Genomic DNA, 25,301 nt, shown 5'->3' with positions numbered 1-25,301 from the left:
CATCGGTATTTGAGATGGGCTAAAGTGACTTTATGTGAATACTATTTCTGTGTAATTCTATCTTGCCTTGATTTTCTAGATTTTTTAAAAGTCGAGACACAACCACTCTGGAGGTGTGTAACTCATAGGCAATCTCCTGATGTGTACTCTGAATGATATGGGTATCGTTTACTTTTGATTTGTCCTTAAGATATTTAAGTAAACGTTCGTCCATCTTTAAGAAAGCAATACTATCTATGGTTTCTAACATTTCCATAAGACGGGTATGATAACTCTTAAAAACATAGTTTCTCCAGCTTTTATAGGTGACCGTCCAAGTTTCCATCTTTTCTATAGGAATCATGATGAGTTTTGCGTCTGTCTCTGCAATAGCGCGTATCTCACTTTTTGTTTCTCCAAGACAGCATCCTAGTGTCATGGCACACGTATCTCCTTTTTCTAGGAAGTATAACAACAACTCATCTCCATCGGCATCGTCTCTTAAAATCTTGATAGCACCACTTATCAGTAAAGGCATTGATTTTACATACTGACCAATTTCTATCATCTTAAAACCTTCAGGAATTTCCTTAAACGTTCCGACACGACTTATTTCTTCAAGTAGCGCATCTTCAAAAAGATGTCCGTAACTATTTTTTAATTCTTGAATCATCTTGTGAATTTACAATGTTTATAGATGGATTGCACTCTTTGTAAGTAAAAAATAGAGGGCGTTGAATCTCACATTTCTCATAATTTTCAGATGCCATGTCCAATAGATTGAACTGATAGAAGGACCTTCTATGAGATTTCACTGCGTGACCTAGAGAATAGTTTGTATTAGGAATACTATATGTTTTCATCCCTCTTCTTAGCATATTTAGATGTATTTCAACAAAAGTAAAATGACTCATGTTTCTATACAGTAACAATAGTTACATATCAAAAAAAGAAAAGAAATTTAGAAATTGCATCTAATTGTTGACTAGATGCAATTTCAATTTATACAGCGATATTTTCTGTAAGGGTATGTATTTTAGAAAGGATATTTTCTATACGTTGTAATTCCTCAGAAGGGAGTACTACAGGAGCAGGAAGAGTAATGGTACGAGGGACAACTGCTGTTGCTGTTGGGGTATTAGTTTTTCTGACAAGGGATTGATTATCTTCCCAATCAAATATTTTACGATCGGCTAGTAATGGCCAATAGTGATTTTTTTCTACTGGAATCCCGTGTTCTTTTAAGAATGATTCTATACTATCTGTAGTGACACCTTTAAATACCGTCTCTTCTATTTTTAAAACAATACGCCAATATACTCGTGTTGAATTTTCTGGAACGGCTTGTGCTATAAACCCGTGTTTTTCAAAAATAGTTTCTATCGCTTGACAGGTCTCAACAAGCAGTATTTTCTTCTCATCATATCTTTTTATTTGTGGCATTGCTAATGCCATCGCAAAAGGATGCGGACGTAGTTTTAATCCTACCGCATTTCCAGTCCATTCATTTGTTTTAAGATCCATAGGAGCGCGATTGATGTGTCCATACAATATCATAGCATCTCGTAACTCAAGGCTATCTGTGACGGCGCATCCTAATTCTCCTCCTGTAATAAGTTTGTTTAACCCTAATGAATAACAGGCAATAGCAACAGCTTTTGCAAGAGGTTCGCCCTTATAAGTTGCTCCGTGTGCATGCGCAGCATCGGCGATCAGAGGAAGTGCAGTTACTTCCTTAATGGCATCATAGTCGGCAGGAACTCCCCAAGGATTATGCACAAAAATAGCTTTGGTCTTTTCTGTAATTGCATTTTTGATACTCTCTGGATCTATGGTAAAGGTGTCCGCGTTCATATCACAAGGAACAATAGTAGCTCCTAAGGTAAGCATAGGAGCAATCGTGCCTTCAAAACCATAAGAACAAACAATCACCTCATCTCCTTGACGGACGCCTATTGCCCATAGTGCTGCTAGTATAGAGGAAGTTCCGCTGTTAAAAGCAACACCATAGTTAGTTGCTGCAAACTTGGCAAATCGTTTTTCAAAACGTGCCATAAGCCCGCCAGAGACAATAGATAATTGGTTCTCGTCTATCGTTTTTAGCACAGATAGTTTGTCTTCTTCTTGGATTTCTGTGTAGTGGCCTTGCCAGTTATTATGTAGTTGCATAGCTCTCAGAATTAATAGTTATTTCTTGTACGTCCCTATTTTTTTGTTGTCTGGAAGACGTGTATAAAGCATCTATGGTATGTACAATATGTAAAGCGTGTTGTTGATCTTCTTTAACGTCTATAGTGCCTCGTATGGCGTCTATAAATGCTTTTGTTTGCGGTCTGTGTGAGATCCCATAATAATCTGTCCCTGCAGATGATGGTTGTACCGCTTCTATAATTTCTGCAAACTGTTTTCTCCAGAGTTTCATTTCTCTTTTTGATTTCAACTCAAAACGAAGTAATTGATTGGGGTGAGAGATGTCAAAACCAATAACGCCCTGATCACTTATGATTTCGATCATATTTCTCCAAGAAGAACCTCCTGCGCCACATACGCTTAGTGATGCTAGGGCACGATTTTTAAATTTCAGTGACGCTGTAAATACATCTTCGGTTTCCATCACTTCACGGTTTGTGGTGTGTTGATGTGCTGTTACATTTTGTACAGGACCAGATAGCCATACCATTAAGTCTAAAATATGATATGCCTGATTAATCAGCACAGATCCTCCTTCTCGTTGTAAGCTCCCGCGCCATTCGCTTTCAGAATAGTAGGATGGCGGACGATTACATTCTAGATGTCCTCGCAGCATACTAATCGTTCCCATTGCTCCTGAATCTATCATTTCTTTGATCTTGATTAGTAGCAAGTCATAATGATGCTGTACGATAGGCATCACAGTAACGCCACGCTCTCTGGCCGTTTGTACGAGCTTTTCTCCTTCTTTTGGGTCAATGACAAAGGGTTTTTCTAACAAAACGTGTTTATTTGCTTCAGCGGCTTGCTGTGCCATAACTCCATGAAGATCATGAGGAACATTTAGAGAGATACTATGCACAGAAGGATCGCTCAGTACTTTTTGATAATCTGACGTGTAATTTTCTATATCAAAACGTTCTGCAAATGCTTTGGCGACTTCAATATCTTTATCTACCGCATAAGTTATTTTTACATTGTCTATGCGAGTAAAACCATCTACGTGGTTTGGTGCTATTCTTCCGCAACCTACGATTGCGTGATTGATTATTTCCATGATACTCTATTTTTTTAATTCTTATTTTCTATTGACCATACAGCTTTTATATATGCTGTGTACGCTTTCGCGAAAGCGTATATAGCATCACTCCCTTTTAAACAGGTGTTGCTAATTGTTGCGTAATCTCGTGTGTTGACATCAACGAGATTCCTCTCTCTGCTAAGAGTTCTGGAAGCTCTTTATCTGTGAGGATCTTTATTTCGGTTTCTCGATGTATGTTATGATCAGATATCTGTTCTAATTCTGTATCTGAATATCCTGGATGACAGGCAATTTCGAGAATACCTTCGTTATTTATTTGTTTAAATCCGTTGTCAATCAATTCAAGTAAAGAGGCTTTGCTCAATTGATCACCATAAAATTTTCTTACCGTAAAGGCAGGTGATATAACCCCTTGACTTTTAAAATAGTGATGTATTAATACCGAGTCGCCAGATCTCACGTATAATTGATGTTTTTTAGCAAATTTTGCTATCAAAGGCAGTAGTTTTGGCTTTAAGTGTACATTGTGATGACTATCTACATAAGCAGGCTGGATTCCCCAACTTTGTAGACGTTGTAATTGCGCTTCCCATTCTTTTTCTACTTGAGAGATATCTAGTTTTGTAGAGAGTTGAAATCTCTTAGATGGGAATGTGCCATCTTCTGTGACAAGGGTAGATATTTGTGCGCTATCTAAACATGGAGTGCCTCCAGTAAGTTGTAAGTGGAGTCCTATTTTGTTTTTTAATGTACGCTGTACTTTAAGGATGTGCTCTTTTGCTCCTTCAATACAAACCATAGCGGCGGTATCTGTCACAATTCCTTGTGTAATGGAGTTAGTAATTCCTTTGGTCACACCATCTGTAAGCCCTAGATCATCTGCATGGATCGTGAGTATTTTTTTTGATTTTAAGGTGTCGAGATCTTTTATCTTTTTAGAAGCGAGGTGTAAAAGGTAAGTAGCAGAAGCTACTGCTCCGTTTGTGTCAAATGAGAGTTCTTCGGTTCTTAATGGCGTCTGGAGTCCTTTTGTAATAAGGTCTTTAAGCTTTGTTTTAAAATGAGGTTTTGTCTCTTTTAATCTCCAAATGTTATTTATAGATTCAGATAACTTATACGCTCTTATTTCTTGCTCTGTATCTTGGCTTAAATACGGAATGAATATGATAGGGAGTCTAGTTTTTGCTAATGTAAATGCTGAGTTATAACCTACTCTTGCAATAACAACATCTGCATCTGCTACGAGTTCTTGTAAACTAGCATGGGTCAGTAATGAGACATTCTGCTCTCCTTCACTTAATTCTGCATACTTTTTTTGATCTCCAAGCGGTCCCATCACCCATTTTAATAAGATGTTTTGTGCTCTGAATTCTCTCGTGGCATCCAATATTTTTTTAAATAATTCGAGTCCTACCACACCACTTCCTACAGATACAGCAATGCATTTTTGAGACGATGATGCACGTTCTTCATCACTTTTTACCTGAAATGTAGTCGGTCTGGTCACAATACCTGTGTATTTTGTTATGATATGACCGCCAGAGTAATCAATGTTAAAAGGGTACCAATCTTGGTCAGAATACAATAATACGTGTTGATATATTTGTAATAAGTCTCTCAAATATGGATTCCGAGGGATAAGTCCTTTGGTATGTGGATATGGAACTCCCAGAACACATTGTGTATGTTGTTTTTTACGAAGTATGTTTTTAAAAACATCTGTTAATTCTCCATACACTCCAAAGGGAATATGATCCGATAAAAAAACATCTACTGTATGTGTATTAAAATAGGCTATAATCTTTTCTGTACGTTCTAAAATCTTTGTTCTGATTAACGTAAAGTCTTTTGAATTTCTAGGGACTTTAGGTAACTCCACAATTTCTATATCTGGATGGATATAGAAGTCCACTTTATGCAAAGTGTCTGTAAGTAAAGTACAGGTTACATTTGGATCTTGCTCAAGAACAGCATTGATGATAGCTGTGGTACGTGAGACATGCCCAAGTCCATAATGATAATGACTATAGAAAACGAGATGTTTCATAAATGGATAGCTTATTGATTTTGGTATATATAATCCACTAGTTGATCTACTTCAAGTTCGTTTTTGAAAGAACCTTCCTTCATAATGAGTTGCTCAAATGGGAATTTTTTCTGAAATTCCATATCAATGTTTGCCATAAAATGAATCATGTTTACAGAAGTAAAACATAAATCTTCATTAAGTTTTGTATCTCTATTGATCTCTTCATCTAAATCCCAATCTTCCACAAAGTTTTCTAGGATGTGAATGATTTTACCTTCTGTTTCTTCTTTTGTGAGTTTCATAATTTTGAATTTTAATGATTTAATAATTGTTTCTCTTTACGTGTATGCACACATACAGCAGTTACTTCTGTAGCGTCTGTGTATACATAGACATCAAGAAGTGTGTGTTCATGTTGTATGGTCACAATATCATTGGTAATTGTTATTATTTTCCAAGCCGTATAACTTCCTAAAAACGGAATTCCTAAACTTTTGGCAGCGGCTTCTTTTGCACAGAAGAAAGGAAGTAAACTGCGTCCCTGTAATAGCTCTTTTTCTTCTTGGTCAAAAACAAGTCCTACGTTATAACTTTCTTCTTTTTTATGTATTAATTCAAGATCTATTCCTACGGTCATCCCTTTTGGCACCACTGCGGCAATGGCAGTAGTTAAAGAATGTGAGATAGAAATATCAGGGAGTGCATTCTTTTTTGCTAATGCGTCACATATTATCATAGGTTTTCCTAATGCTGAGGGTATAACTTCTATGTCTCTGGGAGATAAGATTAAACTATAATATTGATCTGCATACGAACGAACAGCTTCTTTTTCAACAACTCTTCCTAGGAGCCATTCTTTCCTGCGAGTTCCTTTGTCAGAAAGTGCATACCAAGTATCTTTCTCCTCTTTAGAAAGCATTATATGGGCTAGGGCTCTTAGCCAGATGGCACCTCCTTGATCCAAAAAGCCATTGGGTATATCAGCAATACGTCTTAGTTGAACAGGAAGGTTAGTGTCAATAGACAGTGGTTGTGATAGATAAGAGCCTCTGCCTTCCCAATACAGACAATTTAAAAACTCCTTGGGGAAATCATAGTATTTAGAATGGAGTCCTTCAATACTAAATAACACTTTGTCTTGATCATAAAACTGATAGTCACCTATAAGGATATCGTTATTTTTTTCAAAGCTGGCAGCACATTTAATCTTTTGACCTTCCGCTAATCGTGGATGGTCGTAAAGTTCAAAAGAGGCTACATAAAATGGGAAAGATCCAAAATGAGTTTCACCTTGTTCAACCAGCCAGTAGGCAACCATTTGACCAGAAGCATCTAGAATAGCACCAGGTGTTTTAAAATGAGTCGTTTCTTTATGTGCCAAAAATTGTTGTTGAGAAGGGTTTTTAAGTTCTAAAACAATTCCTGTATCGCCTACGTCGATTAAGCTTTCCATACTCGTAAAAGAAGGACCGTGAAAAAGACAGGTTTCATTAAAGTCTTTTGCATCCCAAATAGGGTTTTCTTTACACTTCATCTCAGAGATTTGTAATTCAGGAGGCAGTGCATAATGCTCAGATAATATCGCAGTACCTTCTGCAACAATATGTGTGGGATGTACTTGATCTGTAAAGACCTGTATTTTTATGGTTTGATTATTTTCTTTTTTGGCAACAATTAATAGGCGCAATGATTCTTGGTCTAATGCAATCCATTTATGACCTCGGATGTCTTTCAATTTGGTCACTAACAAATTATCGGTAGCCCAATAGGATGCGGCTTCGGCAATGAGTTCCATCGTGGTTACAAAAGGCATTACGGGTAATGGATATCCTGTGTTGTCTCCTTCGGAAAATCGTCCTAATGTGTGATCTTTTAGGAATATATCTTGATCAATAAGGAGTGTTTTTTCAAAAACGACTTCTGTAGTAGAGACCTCAACAATACCATCTAAAAGTGGCGGGAGTTCCTGAGTAGTATTCGTTTCTTGAGATACTGAAATTTGCCCTTCAAAAAATTGTTTAGAGATCTGTTCTTGTTGTTTTAAAAACTGATTCATCAATTCAAAATGTCGCGTTACAATCTGTTTTTGCGTTGTTGTTTCTGCTTGAATGGAAGTTTCAGTAGATTTTAATTTATGTGATTTTCTTTCATGAATCACTTCAATAGCAGGAACTTCTTTTTTAAGAAAAATATCCGTTTGAATAGCAACACCATCTACAAAAAGCTTTGCGAGTATAAATTGTAACTGTTTAAGACTGCTTTTTTGTTTGACGTCACATGATAATGCTTTAAAATCTTTACCGTGTAAGGTATCGTTAGTAAAACCAGTAAGTGTACTTCCAGGACCTACTTCTATAAAACGAGTAATGCCATCTTTATATAAAATATCAATGGCTTCTCTAAAACGTACACAGTTTGTCCACTGTTTTCCAAGTTTAGATTTTATCTGAATAGGATCTTCGGAAAAATAGTCAAGATCTATACAGCTAAAAACTTTTGCCGTAGGACGATATAATGTAATGCTATCGTAAATAGGTTGTATAAAACGCATTTCTCTTTCAAAAAATGGCGTATGATACGCTCTGTCAAAAGGTAGCGAAATACAGATGGCACCCAAATCACTAATCGCTTTTTGAAATTCCTTTATAATTTCATTTTTTCCAAAGACCACAAATTGATGTGGACAGTTATCCATCGCTATATAAATGTCATCCTTATAGGCTTCTAAAATGTGATCTATATTCTGTTGGAATAAGGCAACAGATATAAATTTTCCCACAGGAATCTGTCCTTCTTCGATTCCGTCAGAACCACGTCTGCTGATTTCTGTAACCAACTCAAAAAAAGCATTTCGATCACTAGAGAGAATTCCAGCAGTATTTAAAGCGGTATTTTCTCCATGGCTGTGTCCTAAGTGTACCTCTGGCAAGACCCCACATTTTTTAAGTAAATCAAATACGGCAACACTAGAAATAACAATATTTGTAGCCCCACCTTCCATATTATACAACTCTTGCTGAAGCATCGTTTTCTCTTGTGTAGTCAAGTTGCCTTCAGGTGGATATACAATGGTACTATTAGGAAGTTTATTGATACCGTATAATGCCTGATCAAGATCAGAAATACTAGAACGCATTTCAGGAAAATGTAATGCCAAATCCTGTAACATTCCGGTGTATTGAGATCCTTGTCCAGGATAGGTAAACGCTATTTTAGGTGCAGTCTCACAAATACCATACGTAATTCCTTTTTTAGATGTAGAACTAGACATGGGTGCTTCCTCAAGTAAAGAAATAGCATCCTGTAGTTTTTTTTCAATAGTGTCTGGAGCTACACTACATGCCAGTCGGTATGATTGGTGGTGTTGTTTGTTTAGCTTTCGCGAAAGCGTATACACGTCCTCTTCAAAATTTGTAAGTTGATCAAGTGCCGTTTGTATAACACCTTGCAATGCTCGCTGACTTGGAGCACTGAATACTAATAATTGTGGTTTGTCTGGTTGAAATAAGTAACTGTCATTTTTTTCTGTAGCTTCCTCTACCGTAATGGTGTGAAAAGTGTTTTGATTGGCAAAACAACTGATGCTTTTACGTTTGCTATGTGGGAGACTATGAAACCAAGGAAATGCTTCTTTATAATGCTTTACAGTATCATCTGAAGCGATTTCAGATGGAGGGATAATTTCAGAATAGGTAGCCAGAACAGCTCTTAATAAAGACTCACAAGAACCAAACAACGACCATGTCGCAACACTCCAATGGAAATGTTTAAAATCGTGTAAGCTATTAGTAGCAACGGTTTCTTGATAGAATTCGGTATGTATTTGATCTTGTTGGACAACATCAATATATTTTGCAGTTTGTGAAGATAAAGACCAATTAGCTAAAGAACTATTTGCTGAAATTTCTGTAATGATAGCTTTGGGCGCTACTTCTGGCACATTAAAAACAAAGAATATAGCTTCTGTTTGTCCTTCTTTTTCTTGTAAAACAGCAAGAATAGTTGGTGTATTACTTTGTGATTTTTCAAGCCGCTGTACAAGCTGATCTTCTTCTGAAATTTGCACAATTTTCAGGGTGCATGCTGCTGTATATAAAGAAGAATTTTCAACAGTATTCTTTACAGATGGTACATCAGTATTTGAAGTGTCTTTTTGAAGAAGTATTGTAAGATCGTATGCAGTTTTGAAAATAGAAGGACATTGTAAATAAATGTCTTTTATCGCAATATCAAATATGTTTTCTATAGTTTGTTTTGTAGTAGGAACTAGGGTTTGCTCTTGAAGCGAATGTTGCCAAAAAGCCTGTATCCCATGACCTTTACTGCCTATATACGATAAGCCATGTATAGGGAGTTGAACTTGCGTAGCGTTATGATCTATTCTTGATTCCAATGTATCGTATCTAAATTAGTTTTTCCAAATTTTAACTTCATATCCTAATGCAGCCATCCCGTTGTCTTCTGCGTATACATAAGAGCAATCTGAAAGTCCTGCTTGATCAAGAAAGGCTCTCATTTCTGACACGGTATATTTTTCATGCACTTTGGTAGGTGGATAATTTGCTTTTGCGCGTAAGGCATTAAATTTTTCGAGAATTTCTATCGGTACATCACGACGCATATCGTGAATGAGACAGACCCCATTGGGTTTTAAAACTCTATATTTTTCTTGCAATGCTTTTACAGGATCTACCAGATGATGAATGGTAGCACGACTGATGACCATATCAAAAGTATCATCACTAAAATCAAGTGCATGCGCATCGCCTTGTACAACGGTTATGTAGTTGTCTAGAGAGCGTTCTTTGAACTTAGCAGTTGCTTCTATCACATTATCTTGATAATAATCAATACCTATGAGTCTATAGTTTTCAAAACCCTGTATTTTATGTAGCTCTTCCAAGAGAACACCAGTTCCTGTTCCAACATCCAGTAAGGTTCCTTGAGCCGATTTTTGGTTGTTTTCTTCAGCACATCTTTTAAGAATCATCGCGTCCCAAGGTTTTAAATACTTAGAGGTGTATGCTTCATATTCTGTAGCAGGCATGATATTTTTAAGATTGATGTCTTTCATAACTGTTATAGTTTAAATCCATTCCATGGATAATTGGTCTAAATGTTTGCGGGCATCTGTACTTTTTGAACCAAATGGTGGTTTCTCCTTTTTTTCTTTGGCATGTGCTAGTATCGCTGATGTTCTTGAAAAAAGCGCAATACTCGGCGCAAGGGTAGGTTGTGATACGCCCAATTCACAAAGAATACCTGCCGTTATAAAGTCAATATTAGGATGTATCTCTTTTTCTATTTTAATTTTTTGACAAATAGAAATGTATGCGTTAATATGTTTTTTATCGGTAGTGGTTGCATTCCAAATATCTTGTAGGACCTCATTTCGGGGATCTTTCTTAAATAAAGGATGCCCAAATCCAGGAATTCGTTCATTAGTATCTAATCGCTTTTGAATGGTGTCTTCAATATGTTCATACCCATTAGCACTCATTTTTAGCAGAAAATCCAGCGCAAACTGAGAAGCACCAATATGAAACGGTCCAGAACAAGTATAGCCTGTGATTAGAATCAAATTCATAGGAGCAAAAGTACCTGCGGCAACCCGAGGTCCCATCACGCTAGGAGTGAGGTGTCCAAAGCCAGCATGCCATGCAACAAGAAGACTTTCAAAAAGAATGATTTCATTTTTAGAAGCGTTTGATCTTCCAAAGAATAAGACAAACACATTTTCGATAAATGGACGATCCATATCTATAATGGACGTATCTGTTTCAGGTGTTGATGCTCCTGTTTCCTGCAATGATATATAAGCAAATAAAGACGTGGCACTCATTAAGAAAATCCCATACGCAGTGTCTTTATCGTACGCTGTTTTTGTGCTAGAAAAAAGGAATTCAAATTCCTTTTCAAAACCAATGAGTAATCCTTGTATACTAGTTTTTACAGTATCTCTGGATAGTACAGCTTGTGCATTTAATAAAGAAATGGCCTGTGCGTTATTGGCAACAGCAAAAAGCGATTGATTACAAAAATGATCTAGTTGTTGAAGCTCCTCTTTTGAAGGAATTTTACCCGTGATGATATGATGAACTGCTTCTAGATAAGAACAATCCTTAATTAAGTCCGCTAAGTTCCTACCTCTGATATTGAGTTGTTCAGGGGTCAGTGAAGGTCCGTCGATATTTGTGCCTTGGTAGATCATTTTAGATGTTTAGGATACACGTTCTTCTATTTTATAAATGTCAATTTTATTTGTGGTGCCAAGACTACTATTACGCACCATCTGGTGTATGACGTTATAGGATTCTGCATTAATGATATACACAGTTCCTCCTGAAACGATGGTGTAGCATTCATCAAGAATTCCTTCTTCTTTTAGCTTTGTGATCGTGTCCTTCTGCTTCTTCACTCGTTCCAGTGTCGTAGACTGATGGTTTGTTGCTATGGGTTTACTTATGACAAAAAATTTCATAATGCGCTTAGTTCTTGTTGATATTTAAAAATTGGTGTGGCTACAAAACCAATGTTTTGAAATACTTTACAGGTGTAGTCTAGTTGTACTTCTGGATGGTATTTCATAAATAATTTTTTAAGAATTCCTTGTTCAGACTCTGCTGCTTTTTCAACGCCTGCTGTCTTTTTTGATTCTTCAAAAAAGGCTTTACAAAATGAGGTTTCTCCAATCCAAAGCCCTCCGTTTAAATAATTAAAATCTCCTGGATAGGTGCTCGCCATATCATTTTCAAAACGTTCAAATTCTTTTACTGGAGGCCAATTAAGCCGATCCGCACCAAAAAGTAGTTTACAATCAAATTCCTTTTCGAAAAGCTCCATAATAGAAGATGGGTCATTTACAAAAATGGCGTCTCTGGAGTCAGCATATAAAACATAAGGTGTTGTTACTTCATCCAATGCATTTGCAATAGCAAGAGGTTTATGAATGCTATTTACCCATGGCGTGTAGGATTTCCCATAGACCTGATAAGGCACTCCTAAATGATCTAAACTGCGTTCCAACAATCCCATAGCTGGATGTCCATTATTACACGTAATAATGGTAAGGTTTTTTTTAGCACCTATGGTTTGTTTTGGCGTGCTGAAAAAACTGTCTAGAATGGGTTGCCAATTAGGTTTATACGAATGACTTCCATGCGCATGTACAATAGACGGATGCGTATGAAAAAGCGTGTTTTCTATGAAAGGATTTGATTTCATACAGATGCCGCCACTTGGTTTTTATGAACAGGGTCTCCCATACGAACTAAAATATTACGAGGGACACCATCTACAGTTTCTCTTCTTCCGTGAAGTACACTTGTATTGTCAATCATCGCAAGATCTCCCTGTTGCCAGTCAATATTATAGGTAATTTTAGCGGCTGTTTTCATCACAGATTCTATAATGCTATACGGTATTTTAGAACCATCACCTTGTCTCACAACAATGGGACTTTGTGTCGTAGTGTCATTAAGATGCCCTTTAATCCAGCCAGATGTAAACGCCCACTCAGCCATGTAGATGTATAAAATATTGTTGATAAATGCACGCTTTCGCGAAAGCGTATGTTCGACCAATGGATGACAATTGTAGGTTACTTTAAATGATTTGTCAGTAGCATCATACACGGCGTTGTTCTTTTTTGAAGCTAAAAATGCTTTGGCTTCTTCTACATCTTTGGTTAAGAAGGTGTCTTGCCAAACCCCATCAGGTAAGAATCGCTGGTATTGAATTTGATTATTTAAGAAAAATGACTGCACCTCTTCTTCTAAGTTTTCAAATAAGGTGATGCCGTCACAAATCGTTGTTTGCCCGCCCTCAGTAGGGGCTACGTCACCATAAAACCAGATGTGTTCTGGCGGTGAGTCCATATAATACATTTCTCCATGCAACGGAATTTCAAAGCTTTGATTGGCTCCCGTAGTAGTCATCACAGTTTTGTCATTGCCTACACTTTTTCTATCAATCATTTTCCATCGAGAGCCTCCTCCTTTATAATCTGAAAACTCACTTGTAAATTGTTGTGTAAACGCCTTGAAACGTGAAATGTCCGTTTCAAAACCTCTAAAAAGAATAGTACGATGCTCTTTAAATAAAGATTCTATTTCTTGAATAGAAAGATCTTTAAACTGCTCTCCTTTGTCTGCTTGTACAAGGATTCCAAATGACGGGTGTAATGTTTCTGTTTTCATACCATTGATTTTTATGAGAGATCTTTTGCATGTTTTTTTGCATACGCTATTAATTTTCTTAGAATCACATCTGCATCTTTTTGTATTTGGACGGTATCATAATTAACATCCAAAAGAACTATGTATGCTTCAACATGCTGATAAATCATTTGCTTAAAATAATTTACAGCACCAAAAATAGAGGTGATGATTTTTTTGTTTAGCTCTCCTGTTAGCTCATTGGAAGTATCTGCAATTTGAGTGTATTCTAATGATCCTATTTGATAGAGTCTTAGATAAATTAATAGGTCTATTGTATCTGATGTGATTTCTGGTGCATACTGTGTCTCACCCGCTTTTAATGTTATTTTGTTAAAGGCACGTGGTACCAAATCTAACGAGTTGAACGTACGATGCGTATTGGGAATTCTACTGTTATAATAGGTTGCAAAACTTTCTAAGCCTTGACTTTGTCCAGCAAAAGGCCACGATTGGAAATCGGTAACTTTAGCATTTTTATCCCAAGCTGATTGTGTATCTTTTAACCAAAGTGCTACAAGTGGTGATAGAGCACCTCCTAAACTATGCCCTCCAGTAATGAGTGTATATTCATCACATTCTGATAGGTTTTTACTCAAGAATTCGTTTAACGTCATCCCTGCACCAGGTAATCCTGCTTCGGGTTGCATCTCCACTAGTTTATGTAGCCCAATAGAAATTCCTTTAGAAATTCTTGCTTTTGGAGTGTTATAAGGCCATTGTACAGTAGACGAAACCTCTAAGTCTTCGGTAAGCCAATCAAAAATTGAAGTTGGATTTGTCCCAGCAACAGATATATAATAGGTAGGTTTTCCCATATAATCTGGATTGAAAAAAGCATACATGAGGTTGTCAATAACGCCTCCTACTGTTTTTTGATATAACCCTGCTCCCCATACTATACGCCAGTTTTCTCCAGATTGAGCATTTAATTGTTTAATATTCTTTTCAGTTTCTACATTTACTTTTGATCCTATTCCTGCTCCTTTAATATCACTTCCCGCATTTGCACTAAGAGATAAAAAGAACATAATTTGCTGTTGTGTCATAGTTGTTGCCATCTTTTTTAGTTTAATGTTATGGTTGAAAATTCTTCGTTAAACAACGCTTCTATCGGATGTGTAATTCGATCATCCCAAGTCCCTTGTCCAAAAATGACTTCAACATCATATAGGTTTGTATTGTTTAATTCCTGTACGAAGTAAGCTGCGCCTTGTTCGGGTTCTATCGGAATAATCCCTCGTTTTATAAATTGTTCATTTACAACCGCACTCGCCATTCCAATGTGCGCCCATGGGCCCCAGTTAAATGACTTTACAATCATATCTTGGTACTCACTTTTTATTTTCCAAGCGAGTCTATTCAGGATTTCATTGGCAGCGGCGTAATCCGTTTGACCTTTGTTTCCAAAACGTCCAGCCGTTGAGCTAAAGAATGCAATACATTTGAGGCTGTCAAGACGTAGTTTTTGATATAAAGTCATACTACTATTTACTTTTGTATTAAAGACTTTGTCAAAAGAGTCCTTGGTTTTTTCAGAAATGAATTTATCATCAATCATTCCTGCGCCATGAATCACCATATCAATACGATTGTATTTCTGATAGATCGTATCTATTAATTTCCCAAAGGTTACTGTGTTTGAAACATCACATTGTTCATACGTTACTAGTACGCCTTTGCTTCTCAGGTAGCTTATATTTTTAGTAATTTCTCGATCTCTTAAAATATGCTTGATCTCCTTTTCTATTTGTGCGGGTGTGATTTTTGATCCTGAAGTTTTGTGTTTCGTAATGAGATGTTTTCGAAGTTGAGAGACATCCATCGTTGTGGTGTCATCTTTACTAGAAAAATCTCCCCAAGAGCCATTCCCAACTAAAATAAATCGAACTCCTGGCACTGCATATTGTTTAGCAACCTCAGCAGTAATACCTCTTGAACCGCCTGTAATAAGAATTACCCAGTCTGCTTGAGGGAGTAATAATTGCTGTGTTTGTAATGGAAGTAAAGGGGTGTGCTCTGCTTTAAAAATAAATCGTTTTCCGTTTTTATAGCCTACTTCAAAGTGACTACTTGGTGACTGTATTTCCTTAAAGATAGCTAGTGCTGCCTGATTGGGATGCACTGTTGTTTCAAAATCTATGGTCTTTGGGAGCATTTGTTCCCATTCATATTCTAAAGATTTTAGCAATCCTTGATGACTTCCACCAATAGGAGATGTATGTTTTGAAGTTAAATCTCTACCGTAAAAACCTCCAAAATTAGTGACTGCTATAATAGTTTTAGCACCAGATATTTGTGTATTTTTAAAATCTGCATCACAAATTTTTATAAGATTGAATAAGGTTTTAGAGATCGAGTCTACTTCTGATCTCCAGTTTTTGTGATTTATATTTTCAGGATTCATCAATGCCCCTAAGTGAATGATGCCTTGTACAGGGCCAAAAAGCATTCTAAGCTCAGATATATGTGCTTCTAACGTATCATAATCCTTGCATTTTTCAATGGGGATAATGTCAGAGCAAGCACCTACTTCTTCTAATCTGCTAGAGACACGATCGGCGATGTGTAATTGATCGGGAACAATAAGATAAAGCCCAGTAATTAATTTTCTTCTAAAATTTGGAAGTTCTTGTTCGATAGCCTTCATCATATACCGAGGCGAATCCGCATCTTCTTGTATCGCGTCCAGTATATTATTTCGCGTAAAGCGAACATCCACTTCTTTAGAAACTTCCAGAACGACAGGTGTCTCTGTTTGTGAAGTAGTATCTAAGACAGCTACAATCATTTGTATCCAATCTAAAACTCTTTTGTGGCGTACTATTTTTTCTGCTTCTTTTTTGATTTTTTCTTGCTGAGAGTTAGCTAGCGTCTTTATAAAAGTATCAAAGATTTCGATGCGCTTTATAGAGTCAATACTCAACTCGGCTTCTATATCCAGTGAAGGATCAATCATTTCGTCAGGATATCCCGTGTGTTCTGAAATGATTGAGATAAGTGTTTTTTGTAACACTTCCGGTACCATCTGTACAGTCACGTTTACGGTATTCGTATCTGCTGTCGGTTCACTAATAGATGGAATATCAAGCGTTTCTATAATCATAGAAGTCCAATCAGAAATCTTCTTATGACGGACTATTTTTTCAGCCGACTTTTGAATGTTATTTTGATATGGATGTTCTAATTTTTTTAAGAAGGTGTCAAAGATTTCGATACGTTTTATAGAATCGATACTCAGCTCGGCTTCTATATCCTGATCAGGGTCAATCATATCTATTGGATATCCCGTATGATCGGAGATGATGTTGATGAGTTTTTGCTGTATGCTTTCTCTTGAGATAGTCGATTGAGAAGTAACTACTGTTTTCTGGGTATCAAGCGATATACTGACTTCTTCTTCATTATATTTTTCAAATAAGTCAATCCACCCTTTGAGATATTTGGTCTGTATAATATCTTGACTATGCTGCTTTATATTCTGTACAGCAGTTGCTGAAAGTGTTTTAAGCATCTCGTCAAAGATTTCAACACGTTTTATAGAATCGATGCCTAACTCTGCTTCTATATCTAAATCTACAGAAAGCATATCTTCAGGATATCCTGTTTTTTCAGAGATGATTTCTATGAGACGGGTTTGTATATTTTTAGATTTTTGTGACGGTGCTTCTATAGTTTCTTTTTTCTCAACAGTTGGTTGCGTATCAGCAATAGGAACTGCCTTTGGAGTCGGTATAACCGCTTCTTTCGTGTCAATAGTTGGTTGTGGGATAGGTATTTGAATTCCAGCTGTATTTGAAGCCTGTAAGAAGGATTGCATGACCGTTTCTTGTGTTTTTAAGAACTGTGTCATAGTATTCTGATAGGCTTCATACGCATCCATCATGCCATTTGTAGTTTGTGGAGTACTTGTACGTACAGGTAGTTTTTCAGGTGTCATAAGTGGGGTGGAGGCAGGGTTTGCAGCTTTATGAACTACAGATATTTGCTGTTTGCTTTTTTGATTTTCTATGTTTTCTAAGGTCAATAAAGGAGTTTCACGTTTTTCTAAAAAACTAGCGCTTATTGGCGTAGATCGAGTTCCGTTAATGATCCAACTAGTCGGTTTTGGCTCTTTTTTAGGCGTATTTTTTAAACGGTTAATAGCGATAAACTCACAATCTCTGGTGTCATATAAAGGTGCTGTATTTGTAATATAGCCTTCTGTCCATAGCGTGACAATAAATTGTAAAAAGCTATTAAAATCCCTACCATGTTCTTCAACAGCATACGCTTGATGCGGTTGGTCTTTTAAGATATCCTTGACACACTTGGTCAGTATACTTTTGGGACCTAATTCAATAAAATTTTGAACTCCATCCCTATACATTTGTTCTATTTGAGCAACAAATTCTACAGGTTTAAGAAGATGGTTTTGTAACTGATGTTGAATTTTAGAGCCTGCTGTTGGATATGGTTTTGCCGTGGTATTATTATAAACAGGCTTTCTAGGACTTGTACATGTGATTTTTTTGATCGCTTTCGCTAAAGGAGCCTGCGCTTCTTCCATCAATGATGAATGGAACGCCCCTGAAACTGGGAGCATAAAAACAGATTTTCCTAATGCCTTAAAATGGCTAGCCACTTTTTCAACTTCTGTCTTCTGACCAGAAATAACTACTTGTTGCGTATGATTATGATTTGCTAAAACAATAGCATCATACGTATGTTCTTTAAGATAAGTTTCTACATTTTTGCGTGAATCCAAAATAGCAGCCATGCCACCTACACCATTATCACTTTTTGCCATAAGTCTTCCTCTCACTTCTGATAGGACAAAGAAGTCTTCTTGGGATATCACGCCAGCCGCGTGTAGTGCTGTATATTCTCCGTAACTATGACCTGCTAAACAATCGTATTGAAGACCAAAATCTGTAAATACATCAAAATAGCTTTTACAAGACCATCCAATAGCGGGTTGTGCCAGATGTGTGTTATTGATGGCTACTTCTTGATTTTTTGTGGTATCTAGATCAAAACTAGCAGGAGGATTTATGACCCTAAAAGGAAGTGTTTCGTAATGATTGCCTATGGTTTGGTGCATTAGATCTGTATTGTTTCCAAACGGTGCAAAATAAAGTCCTAACTCTTGTCCCATGTTTAGATATTGGGCTCCTTGTCCAGGAAAAAGGATCGCTGTTTTTCCAATAACTTCTTTTTTGTCAAAAGAAATCCTACAGTTTGTTGCCAACTCGTTTTGATCAGGATTTTCTATATGTTTTAAGGCACTGTGTATACTGTCTTTCAAATGGATAGCATCCGTACAGATAAGGGTGAGTTTACAAGTATCATTTTTAGAAGTACTATTTATATAAGCGGTATAGGCAAGATTCCGTAAGGCAATATCCGTATGGGTTTCAAGAACGGTTACCCAATCGGTTAATTGTTGGGTGAGTTGTTCTTTGTTTTTTGCTTTAAATACAAAGAGTTCTGCGGGATGTTTCTTCGATCCATACGTTGTTTGCGGAGTAACATATTCTTCTAATACCGCATGATAATTTGTACCTCCAAATCCAAAGGCAGAAACACCTGCTCTTCTTGGATGATATTGTGGTTTTGGCCAGTATGTCGCCTTTTGTTGGATGCTTAATGGCGAATCTGCTGTGTTAATAATAGCTCTAGGTGTTGAGACACCTCCTTGGGGAGGCAATATTTTATGGTGTAATGCCAATGCTGTTTTTACAGTACTAACAAGACCTGCTGTTATTTTTGTATGTCCTATAAGGTTTTTAATTGACCCTATGGAGATTGATTTTGCAGGGGTGTTAAGTGATGTTAAAACTTCAGAAATAGAGGTAAGTTCTGCTTGATCTCCTACCGCAGTTCCAGTACCATGCGCTTCATAATAATCGATACTCGAAGTACTGAACCCAGCTTCTTGATAACTACGTTCTAGCGCTCGTTTTTGTCCGACAGGTCTTGGTGCAGTCATTCCCATCGCTCTACCATCACTAGAACCAGCGACACCTTTGATGACTGAATATATCGTATCTCCATCACGTTCTGCATCTTCAAGTCTTTTCAGAACAACAACAGCAAGTCCTTCACTGATGACAATCCCATCTGCATCTTTATCAAAAGGAATGCTTTGTCCTTTTTCAGACAAAGCCTGAGTCTTACTAAAACTCATATATCCATGTGGAGTTTGTCCCATTTCAACTCCCCCAACGATGGCCACATTACTTCGACCACTAGTCAACTCTCTTACACCATTATTTAAGGCAACAATAGAAGATGCACACGCAGCATCAACCGTATAATTACTTCCACCAAAATCAAAACGATTCGCAACCCTTCCAGCGACTACATTTGTAATTGTGCCAGGAAATGTTTCTTCTGTCCACACAGGTAATCGTTTGTTAATAGCTTCTCTTTCGGTCGCTGAAAATAGATGAGACGTACTTCTGAGAACTAATTCATTTCCAAAAAAACCAGCAGCATCAGAACCAGCAAAAATGACAGACACATTGTCTTTGTCAAGTTCATCTGGTGTATATCCAGCATCTGTTAGACTACTTTTTACAGCTTCTAAACTTAATAATTGAGCTACGCCTATATGAGGAATAGACTTTGGAGGAATCCCATATTCAAGCGGATCAAATAAAATTTCGTCTATAAAACCTCCCCATTTAGAATAAATTTTATCAGGATCATTCTTGTCTGGGCTGTAGTATAGTCTCCAGTCCCAACGATCCAGAGGGATTTCTGTAATGCTTGATTTTTTCTCAATAATTTGTTCAAAAAAGTCATTGAGTTCTCTAGAGCCAGGTACATGAACACTCATACCCACAATCGCAACATCTACAGGATTTGCTTTTTGGGGAGTTACTTTTTTAGATGTTTTTATATCTTTTAAGAGTGTCGTGCCACTCGCAATTTGCTCGTGTAATTCCTGAATGGTTTGTACTCCGCTTATAAACTTTGCGATATCACCAGACATAAACATTCCAGATTCCTTTTGCTCCTTTTTTGATACCTGAACAAATGTTCCCTTTTCATCTCGTTGAATTCCTTTAGAGGCGATTCGTAATCTTCCTAGAAGCAAACCATCTAGTTGTTCTCTAATCGTATCTGGATCGGTATTTTTTTGTAGTAATTCTTTTCTTTTTGCATTGAACTCATCTGTAAAATCACTTTTCACGCATCTATTGGAATGACCTACAGCACTATTAAGTAGCACAGAGGTATTCTGTTTGACAACAAGTTCTTGAAAAGAAGGGGTGATGGCTTTTGTAGTGACAGCTTCTTTAGTAGCGAGATATGCAGTTCCCATTAATATTCCAGATTGCATTCCTTGGTCTTGCAATTCGGCTGTAAGAGCGGTAATGATGGCGGCTGAGTATTGATCGTGAATCCCACCCGCAAAAAGGATCTGTACTTTTGATTTTTCTGCTTCTGGAATTTCATTTGTAAGAATTTCTATAGCACTTTCCCAAAGCGGGAATGAATGCATCGGACCTACATGACCGCCACATTCTCTTCCTTCAAAGACAAATTTGCGAATCCCTTGACTAATGAAGTTCTTTAGTAATCCTCCAGAGGGTACATGTAAGTAGGTTGAAATACCTTGATCTTCAAGTTCTTTTACCTGATTAGGTTGTCCTCCTGCAATTAAGGCAAAAGAAGGTTTGTGCTCTAATACACACGCCAATTGATCTTTATATAAGGTAGGGTCTATAAATCCCAATAAACCTACTCCCCAAGCGGCTTCTTTTAAGGTTACTTTTGTGTTTTTTAATAGTATGTGTAAATCTTCTTTTTTCTTTAATGCTACTGCAATAAAGGGAAGTCCACCACCTGTTGCGATAGCTTCTGCAAATTCAGGAGTATCACTTACACGTGTCATAGGTCCCTGAACAATAGGATATGTTGTTTGGTGTGTTTGGGCTAGTGGTGCATTTGCAGACAGTGTTGTTTTATGAGTGGCAATAAGTGTAGAAATACGAATGATTTCTTTCTTAAAACTTTGTAAAAATCTTCCCGTTGTTTTATAGAGGTCAGCATATTTTTTTGCTAATTCTATGGTTTGTCCGATAGGCCATATTGAAGTGTTGGTATTTCCCCAACCTATGTTTTTAGTAAGAAGTGCATCCCACTCTTTGGAATTTTTACTAGTTGAGACTGCTTCTAGCGCATCGGCTTCTTTTTGAAGCGTTTTACTTTTTGGAAATAGTGGATGCGAAACACCTCTACACGTAGTGGTAAAAGAGCCTCCATAAACAAGCGTGTCTCTTGCTTCAATTTTTTCTAAAATCCTTTTTGAAGGAGCATCCAAAGGTGATTCTTTAAAAAGAAGTAATTGGTCGTCAAGAACAATTCCTGCCAATCCTAGTGCATAGCATGCAGAAGCTGTATGTGTTCCTATACCTCCTCTTAAGTATATACGTTGGTTAGGAAATTGTAATGCTTTCTGCAGCATTAAAAAGCTAGCCGTATCTCCTACATATCCACTCGCTTCTTGTCCGCAAAGTATAATTCCTTTTTGATCAGTTGCGAGCTCATCTATAAGGTGTAGTGTATTTTCTAAAATTTGTAAATCAACGACTTCGAGCAATAAGCGTTGTGTTGGGTTTTTGCGTATGGTTTGTACTACTTTTTTGATCGTAGTTTCATGCCACTGACTATAAATAATGGTGACTTTAAAACCCTTTAAAAGGGTTAGCAGTTCTGGAACTAAACCTTCGGTCTCTTTAGAAACTCGTATTCCAATAGGTGCTTCTTTTTTCAAAAATGCTTTTGTATGCTTTAGCGTATTGATAATTGAATCACGATGCGATACATGACAATAGACAAGATCAAAGATGCCAGTCGCACCAGATTTTGAAAGTGCTGTCACTTGATGATTATTAGAAAACCCACAAGGAGTATAGGCTAATATTTCAAAATTGTTCAATACGGTTTTCATCGTTTCAAAGGAGTGTTAAAGAGAAAATAAACAAGAAATTAAGACTGCGACATCTTATTAAAATGCCACAGTCTTTTTTAAACACTTAATCTTTTAAGATAGGTGGTCAACCACGCCATCAAGAAAATCAATTGCATCTGCAATTGGGATGATTTCTGTGTTACTTGATTTAAATAAAGGATTGTGACGAACTTTGATCGCCAATTCTTTAGTAGAATCTGCATTGATAACTACTGCAGAACCCCCTGAGATAAATGCATACGCATTCTCTACAGTGTTGTCCTTTAATAAGCCTTTCAAGGCTTTGTTGTGATCGCTAATGTTGTCTACGCGATCGTAACCACTGGCTAAGCCGTGATCCTGACCATTTGGTCTACTGATTACAAGAAACTTCATTTTTTTTGAGTTTTTTGGTTAATATATAACTAACTGTACCCCAAAATTAAAGATGTATCAAGGTAGATTTATGCGTATTTATACGGCAACAATTAATAGGTGTAAATACCTATATCTAAGCAAGCAATAATCTGTATTTTAAGGTTATAGTATTTTACGCCTTTATTACTATCACGTTAAGCGAGCCTATGTATTTTAAAATAAAGATAAATACAGGACTCCTATACACTACATCGCTTTAGGATGCTTAGCTTTGCTGCTTTAAAAATAAATACATGGAATTTAATTCAGTAGAAGTTGTAGGGTATCTAGCTAGTTTGTTTGTATTACTATCTTTCTTTAGAAAAGATATTAGACAACTTCGAGTGGTCAACTCAATAGGATGTGCTCTTTTTGTGGCGTATGGAATCTTATTGATGAGTATTCCAATTATCATTACCAATATTGCTATTTTATTAGTGAATAGCTATTACCTTTTTGTAAAAAAAACTTCTTAAAAGCATAGTTTCTCTCTTTCTCAATCATAGGGAGATGTGTCTTTTAAGCATTTTTCTTGTGGCGTATAAACCTACTACTCGTAGTAATTATCTAATAAAGTCTACATATAATGAGTGATATATCGCATGTATGTATTGAAATTAGCTTCTTTTTGTATGCAATACTAAAAGTTTGAGAGCTACTTATAGCGTGCTGTAAAACAAATATAAAGTAGTTAGTGTGTTGTTTTTTAGGTGTTTATTTGTATTTTACCTACCTATCAAATAATAAGCTATATAAACAAAATGTTAACATAAACATAATCAATAGATCTTTTTTGTCTAATAAATTTTGTTTATTTACATTTACCGACTTTCAAACAACATGAAACAAACAAAAATAACTATGGATATTTTAACTGAAGCGGAAGCTTTTGAAAATTCCAAAATGAGTCATATGTCAACAAGTGATCGAGTGGTTGCTTCAAGAGAAGCGAAGCGACTTATTTTAGCAATTAATGACATTTACAAGGAAACAAAAGAACCGGAGTTGATGGATATGATGAAGAGGCTTACAGAAAAAAAACGTAAGATAGAAAAGCGTCTCAAAGGACGTCCAGATACTGCTTAAATATACAATGGCTCGCATTTGCGAGCCATTTGTTTTTTAGTGAAACACTATTTTGTAAAGTCTGAAAAGACGCATACAAAATAGGTAGTTGAGCTAATCCCGGCGAAAGCGGAATCTATGGTTTAATACCTCGACCCTTGAGTCGATTTTTAGTATCTAGAGCTTGCTTTGGGTTTAATACTTTTTATTTTTTTCTTAGAGATAATAGTTCCTGTGCGGCACTAAATGGCGATATCTTGTTTTTCGATAATTGTTCTAATAACATGGGTAAGCGTTTCTTTACGTTTGGATCTCTATAAAAGTTCTCTTTCAAACTATTTTCGACGGTTTGTAGTAACCAATACGTATTTTGCTCGTAGCGTTTTTTGGTAAAATACCCATTTTCTTGCGTAAGCGCTTTATACGATTCAATAGCCTTCCAAATTTCAGAAATCCCTTTATGCTCTATAGCACTGCACGTACTTACTTTAGGGATCCATGTACTCTCTTTTGGGGGATATAAGTGTAACGCTTTCGCGAAAGCGGTCTTTGCCAATTTTGCAGGTTTTTCATTATTACCATCGGCTTTGTTGATCACGATCGCATCTGCCATTTCAATAATTCCTCTTTTGATTCCCTGAAGTTCGTCGCCAGCGCCAGCCAATTTTAAAAGTAAAAAGAAATCCACCATCGAATGCACCACGGTTTCACTCTGACCTACGCCTACGGTTTCTATAATAATGGTATCAAATCCTGCGGCTTCACATAAAATAATAGCCTCACGTGTTTTACGAGCCACACCACCTAAAGAATTCCCAGAAGCAGAGGGTCTGATAAATGCATTTTTGTTTAAAGATAAGGTGTCCATTCGGGTCTTGTCTCCAAGAATGCTTCCGTGGGATAAAGAACTGGATGGATCTACAGCGAGTACCGCAACCTTTTTACCAAGTGTTGTAAGGTAACTCCCAAACGATTCTATAAAGGTGCTTTTACCTACGCCGGGAACTCCTGTGATTCCTATACGTATAGATTGATTTGCATGCACAAGACATTTTTCAATAAGAAGTTGTGCCAGCTCTTGATGTTTTACCACCGTGCTTTCTACTAAAGTGATTCCTTTGGATAATGCAGTGTGATTACCCTCAATGATTTCTTGAGCTAGTTGATCAGTGTCCAGAGAACGTTTTACTCTTGAAGTAGTTCCTTTTGCAAAGGCAGGATTGATTCCTTTACTAATTTTTTTATGTTCTTTATCAGTATTCAATAGTTATTTTATGGATGAATGTATATGAAGGAAGCTCCTGTAAATACACTAAATTTACTATAAAGTAAAGGTACTAAATTTCAAGTGGCTAAACTTTTTTAACTTTTTTTGCAACATCATATATTTAGTATCGTCTTTAGAACGAATAGCAAATA

Annotated in this window: 17 protein-coding genes; 2 read left to right on the top strand and 15 right to left on the bottom strand. The window is 36.7% G+C overall.

Going from position 1 to position 25,301, the window contains the following annotated elements:
* Positions 1–19: 19 nt before the first annotated feature.
* The 14 genes from Q0505_RS06665 to Q0505_RS06600 form a co-directional block, all read right to left on the bottom strand.
* Complete coding sequence (locus Q0505_RS06665) at positions 20–652, bottom strand: Crp/Fnr family transcriptional regulator (RefSeq protein ID WP_299210438.1); 633 nt, start codon at positions 650–652, stop codon at positions 20–22.
* Between the two features lie 329 nt (positions 653–981).
* Entirely contained in the window at positions 982–2,148 is a 1,167-nt protein-coding gene (locus Q0505_RS06660; RefSeq protein ID WP_299210436.1) for a DegT/DnrJ/EryC1/StrS family aminotransferase, read from the bottom strand.
* Positions 2,135–3,226 carry a Gfo/Idh/MocA family oxidoreductase gene (locus Q0505_RS06655; protein ID WP_299210434.1) on the bottom strand — a complete coding sequence of 364 codons (1,092 nt, stop codon included), beginning with the start codon at positions 3,224–3,226 and terminating at the stop codon, positions 2,135–2,137. The genes Q0505_RS06660 and Q0505_RS06655 overlap by 14 nt, the downstream gene beginning before the upstream one ends.
* A gap of 97 nt (positions 3,227–3,323) precedes the next feature.
* The gene (locus tag Q0505_RS06650; protein ID WP_299210432.1) at positions 3,324–5,258 is read right to left on the bottom strand and encodes a ChbG/HpnK family deacetylase; all 1,935 of its coding nucleotides are present in this window, start codon (positions 5,256–5,258) and stop codon (positions 3,324–3,326) included.
* Between the two features lie 11 nt (positions 5,259–5,269).
* Complete coding sequence (locus Q0505_RS06645) at positions 5,270–5,542, bottom strand: hypothetical protein (protein ID WP_299210430.1); 273 nt, start codon at positions 5,540–5,542, stop codon at positions 5,270–5,272.
* A gap of 11 nt (positions 5,543–5,553) precedes the next feature.
* Entirely contained in the window at positions 5,554–9,633 is a 4,080-nt protein-coding gene (locus tag Q0505_RS06640; RefSeq protein WP_299210428.1) for an acyltransferase domain-containing protein, read from the bottom strand.
* 15 nt (positions 9,634–9,648) lie between these two features.
* Positions 9,649–10,314 carry a class I SAM-dependent methyltransferase gene (locus tag Q0505_RS06635; RefSeq protein ID WP_299210426.1) on the bottom strand — a complete coding sequence of 222 codons (666 nt, stop codon included), beginning with the start codon at positions 10,312–10,314 and terminating at the stop codon, positions 9,649–9,651.
* A gap of 12 nt (positions 10,315–10,326) precedes the next feature.
* On the bottom strand, positions 10,327–11,451 hold the full coding sequence (locus Q0505_RS06630) for a citrate/2-methylcitrate synthase (RefSeq protein ID WP_299210424.1): 1,125 nt from the start codon (positions 11,449–11,451) through the stop codon (positions 10,327–10,329).
* 9 nt (positions 11,452–11,460) lie between these two features.
* Positions 11,461–11,721: a hypothetical protein gene (locus Q0505_RS06625; protein WP_299210422.1), complete on the bottom strand. Its 261-nt coding sequence runs from the start codon at positions 11,719–11,721 to the stop codon at positions 11,461–11,463.
* The gene (locus tag Q0505_RS06620; RefSeq protein ID WP_299210420.1) at positions 11,718–12,464 is read right to left on the bottom strand and encodes a glycosyltransferase domain-containing protein; all 747 of its coding nucleotides are present in this window, start codon (positions 12,462–12,464) and stop codon (positions 11,718–11,720) included. The genes Q0505_RS06625 and Q0505_RS06620 overlap by 4 nt, the downstream gene beginning before the upstream one ends.
* Positions 12,461–13,438, bottom strand: coding sequence for a TauD/TfdA family dioxygenase (locus tag Q0505_RS06615; protein ID WP_299210418.1), 978 nt, complete (start codon positions 13,436–13,438; stop codon positions 12,461–12,463). Before Q0505_RS06615 ends, Q0505_RS06620 begins: the two co-directional genes overlap by 4 nt.
* 11 nt (positions 13,439–13,449) lie before the next feature.
* Complete coding sequence (locus tag Q0505_RS06610; protein WP_299210416.1) at positions 13,450–14,517, bottom strand: hypothetical protein; 1,068 nt, start codon at positions 14,515–14,517, stop codon at positions 13,450–13,452.
* A 5-nt stretch (positions 14,518–14,522) separates the two neighbouring features.
* A complete protein-coding gene (locus Q0505_RS06605; protein ID WP_299210414.1) occupies positions 14,523–22,400 on the bottom strand; it encodes a type I polyketide synthase in 7,878 nt (2,625 codons plus the stop codon).
* A 93-nt stretch (positions 22,401–22,493) separates the two neighbouring features.
* The gene (locus tag Q0505_RS06600) at positions 22,494–22,700 is read right to left on the bottom strand and encodes a hypothetical protein (protein ID WP_299210412.1); all 207 of its coding nucleotides are present in this window, start codon (positions 22,698–22,700) and stop codon (positions 22,494–22,496) included.
* 371 nt (positions 22,701–23,071) lie between these two features.
* Between Q0505_RS06600 and Q0505_RS06595 the strand changes: the two genes are divergently transcribed.
* Both Q0505_RS06595 and Q0505_RS06590 read left to right on the top strand, forming a co-directional pair.
* A complete protein-coding gene (locus Q0505_RS06595) occupies positions 23,072–23,293 on the top strand; it encodes a YgjV family protein (protein WP_299210409.1) in 222 nt (73 codons plus the stop codon).
* A gap of 385 nt (positions 23,294–23,678) precedes the next feature.
* A complete protein-coding gene (locus tag Q0505_RS06590; protein WP_299210617.1) occupies positions 23,679–23,903 on the top strand; it encodes a hypothetical protein in 225 nt (74 codons plus the stop codon).
* Between the two features lie 184 nt (positions 23,904–24,087).
* On the opposite strand, the gene meaB is transcribed toward Q0505_RS06590, so the two are convergent.
* Positions 24,088–25,107 carry a methylmalonyl Co-A mutase-associated GTPase MeaB gene (gene meaB, locus Q0505_RS06585; RefSeq protein ID WP_299210615.1) on the bottom strand — a complete coding sequence of 340 codons (1,020 nt, stop codon included), beginning with the start codon at positions 25,105–25,107 and terminating at the stop codon, positions 24,088–24,090.
* Positions 25,108–25,301: the final 194 nt, after the last annotated feature.

Source organism: uncultured Dokdonia sp. (assembly GCF_937910895.1).
GTDB lineage: Bacteria > Bacteroidota > Bacteroidia > Flavobacteriales > Flavobacteriaceae > Dokdonia.
The sequence above is the reverse complement of the archived record's forward strand: the minus strand, read 5'-3'. Positions and strand labels throughout refer to the sequence as shown.

What these genes read in the sequence shown, in the direction of transcription:
- Q0505_RS06665 (WP_299210438.1), bottom strand. Translation starts at nt 652, where the DNA reads ATGATTCAAGAATTAAAAAATAGTTACGGACATCTTTTTGAAGATGCG.
- Q0505_RS06660 (WP_299210436.1), bottom strand. Translation starts at nt 2,148, where the DNA reads ATGCAACTACATAATAACTGGCAAGGCCACTACACAGAAATCCAAGAA.
- Q0505_RS06655 (WP_299210434.1), bottom strand. Translation starts at nt 3,226, where the DNA reads ATGGAAATAATCAATCACGCAATCGTAGGTTGCGGAAGAATAGCACCA.
- Q0505_RS06650 (WP_299210432.1), bottom strand. Translation starts at nt 5,258, where the DNA reads ATGAAACATCTCGTTTTCTATAGTCATTATCATTATGGACTTGGGCAT.
- Q0505_RS06645 (WP_299210430.1), bottom strand. Translation starts at nt 5,542, where the DNA reads ATGAAACTCACAAAAGAAGAAACAGAAGGTAAAATCATTCACATCCTA.
- Q0505_RS06635 (WP_299210426.1), bottom strand. Translation starts at nt 10,314, where the DNA reads ATGAAAGACATCAATCTTAAAAATATCATGCCTGCTACAGAATATGAA.
- Q0505_RS06630 (WP_299210424.1), bottom strand. Translation starts at nt 11,451, where the DNA reads ATGATCTACCAAGGCACAAATATCGACGGACCTTCACTGACCCCTGAA.
- Q0505_RS06625 (WP_299210422.1), bottom strand. Translation starts at nt 11,721, where the DNA reads ATGAAATTTTTTGTCATAAGTAAACCCATAGCAACAAACCATCAGTCT.
- Q0505_RS06620 (WP_299210420.1), bottom strand. Translation starts at nt 12,464, where the DNA reads ATGAAATCAAATCCTTTCATAGAAAACACGCTTTTTCATACGCATCCG.
- Q0505_RS06615 (WP_299210418.1), bottom strand. Translation starts at nt 13,438, where the DNA reads ATGAAAACAGAAACATTACACCCGTCATTTGGAATCCTTGTACAAGCA.
- Q0505_RS06610 (WP_299210416.1), bottom strand. Translation starts at nt 14,517, where the DNA reads ATGGCAACAACTATGACACAACAGCAAATTATGTTCTTTTTATCTCTT.
- Q0505_RS06605 (WP_299210414.1), bottom strand. Translation starts at nt 22,400, where the DNA reads ATGAAAACCGTATTGAACAATTTTGAAATATTAGCCTATACTCCTTGT.
- Q0505_RS06595 (WP_299210409.1), top strand. Translation starts at nt 23,072, where the DNA reads ATGGAATTTAATTCAGTAGAAGTTGTAGGGTATCTAGCTAGTTTGTTT.
- Q0505_RS06590 (WP_299210617.1), top strand. Translation starts at nt 23,679, where the DNA reads ATGGATATTTTAACTGAAGCGGAAGCTTTTGAAAATTCCAAAATGAGT.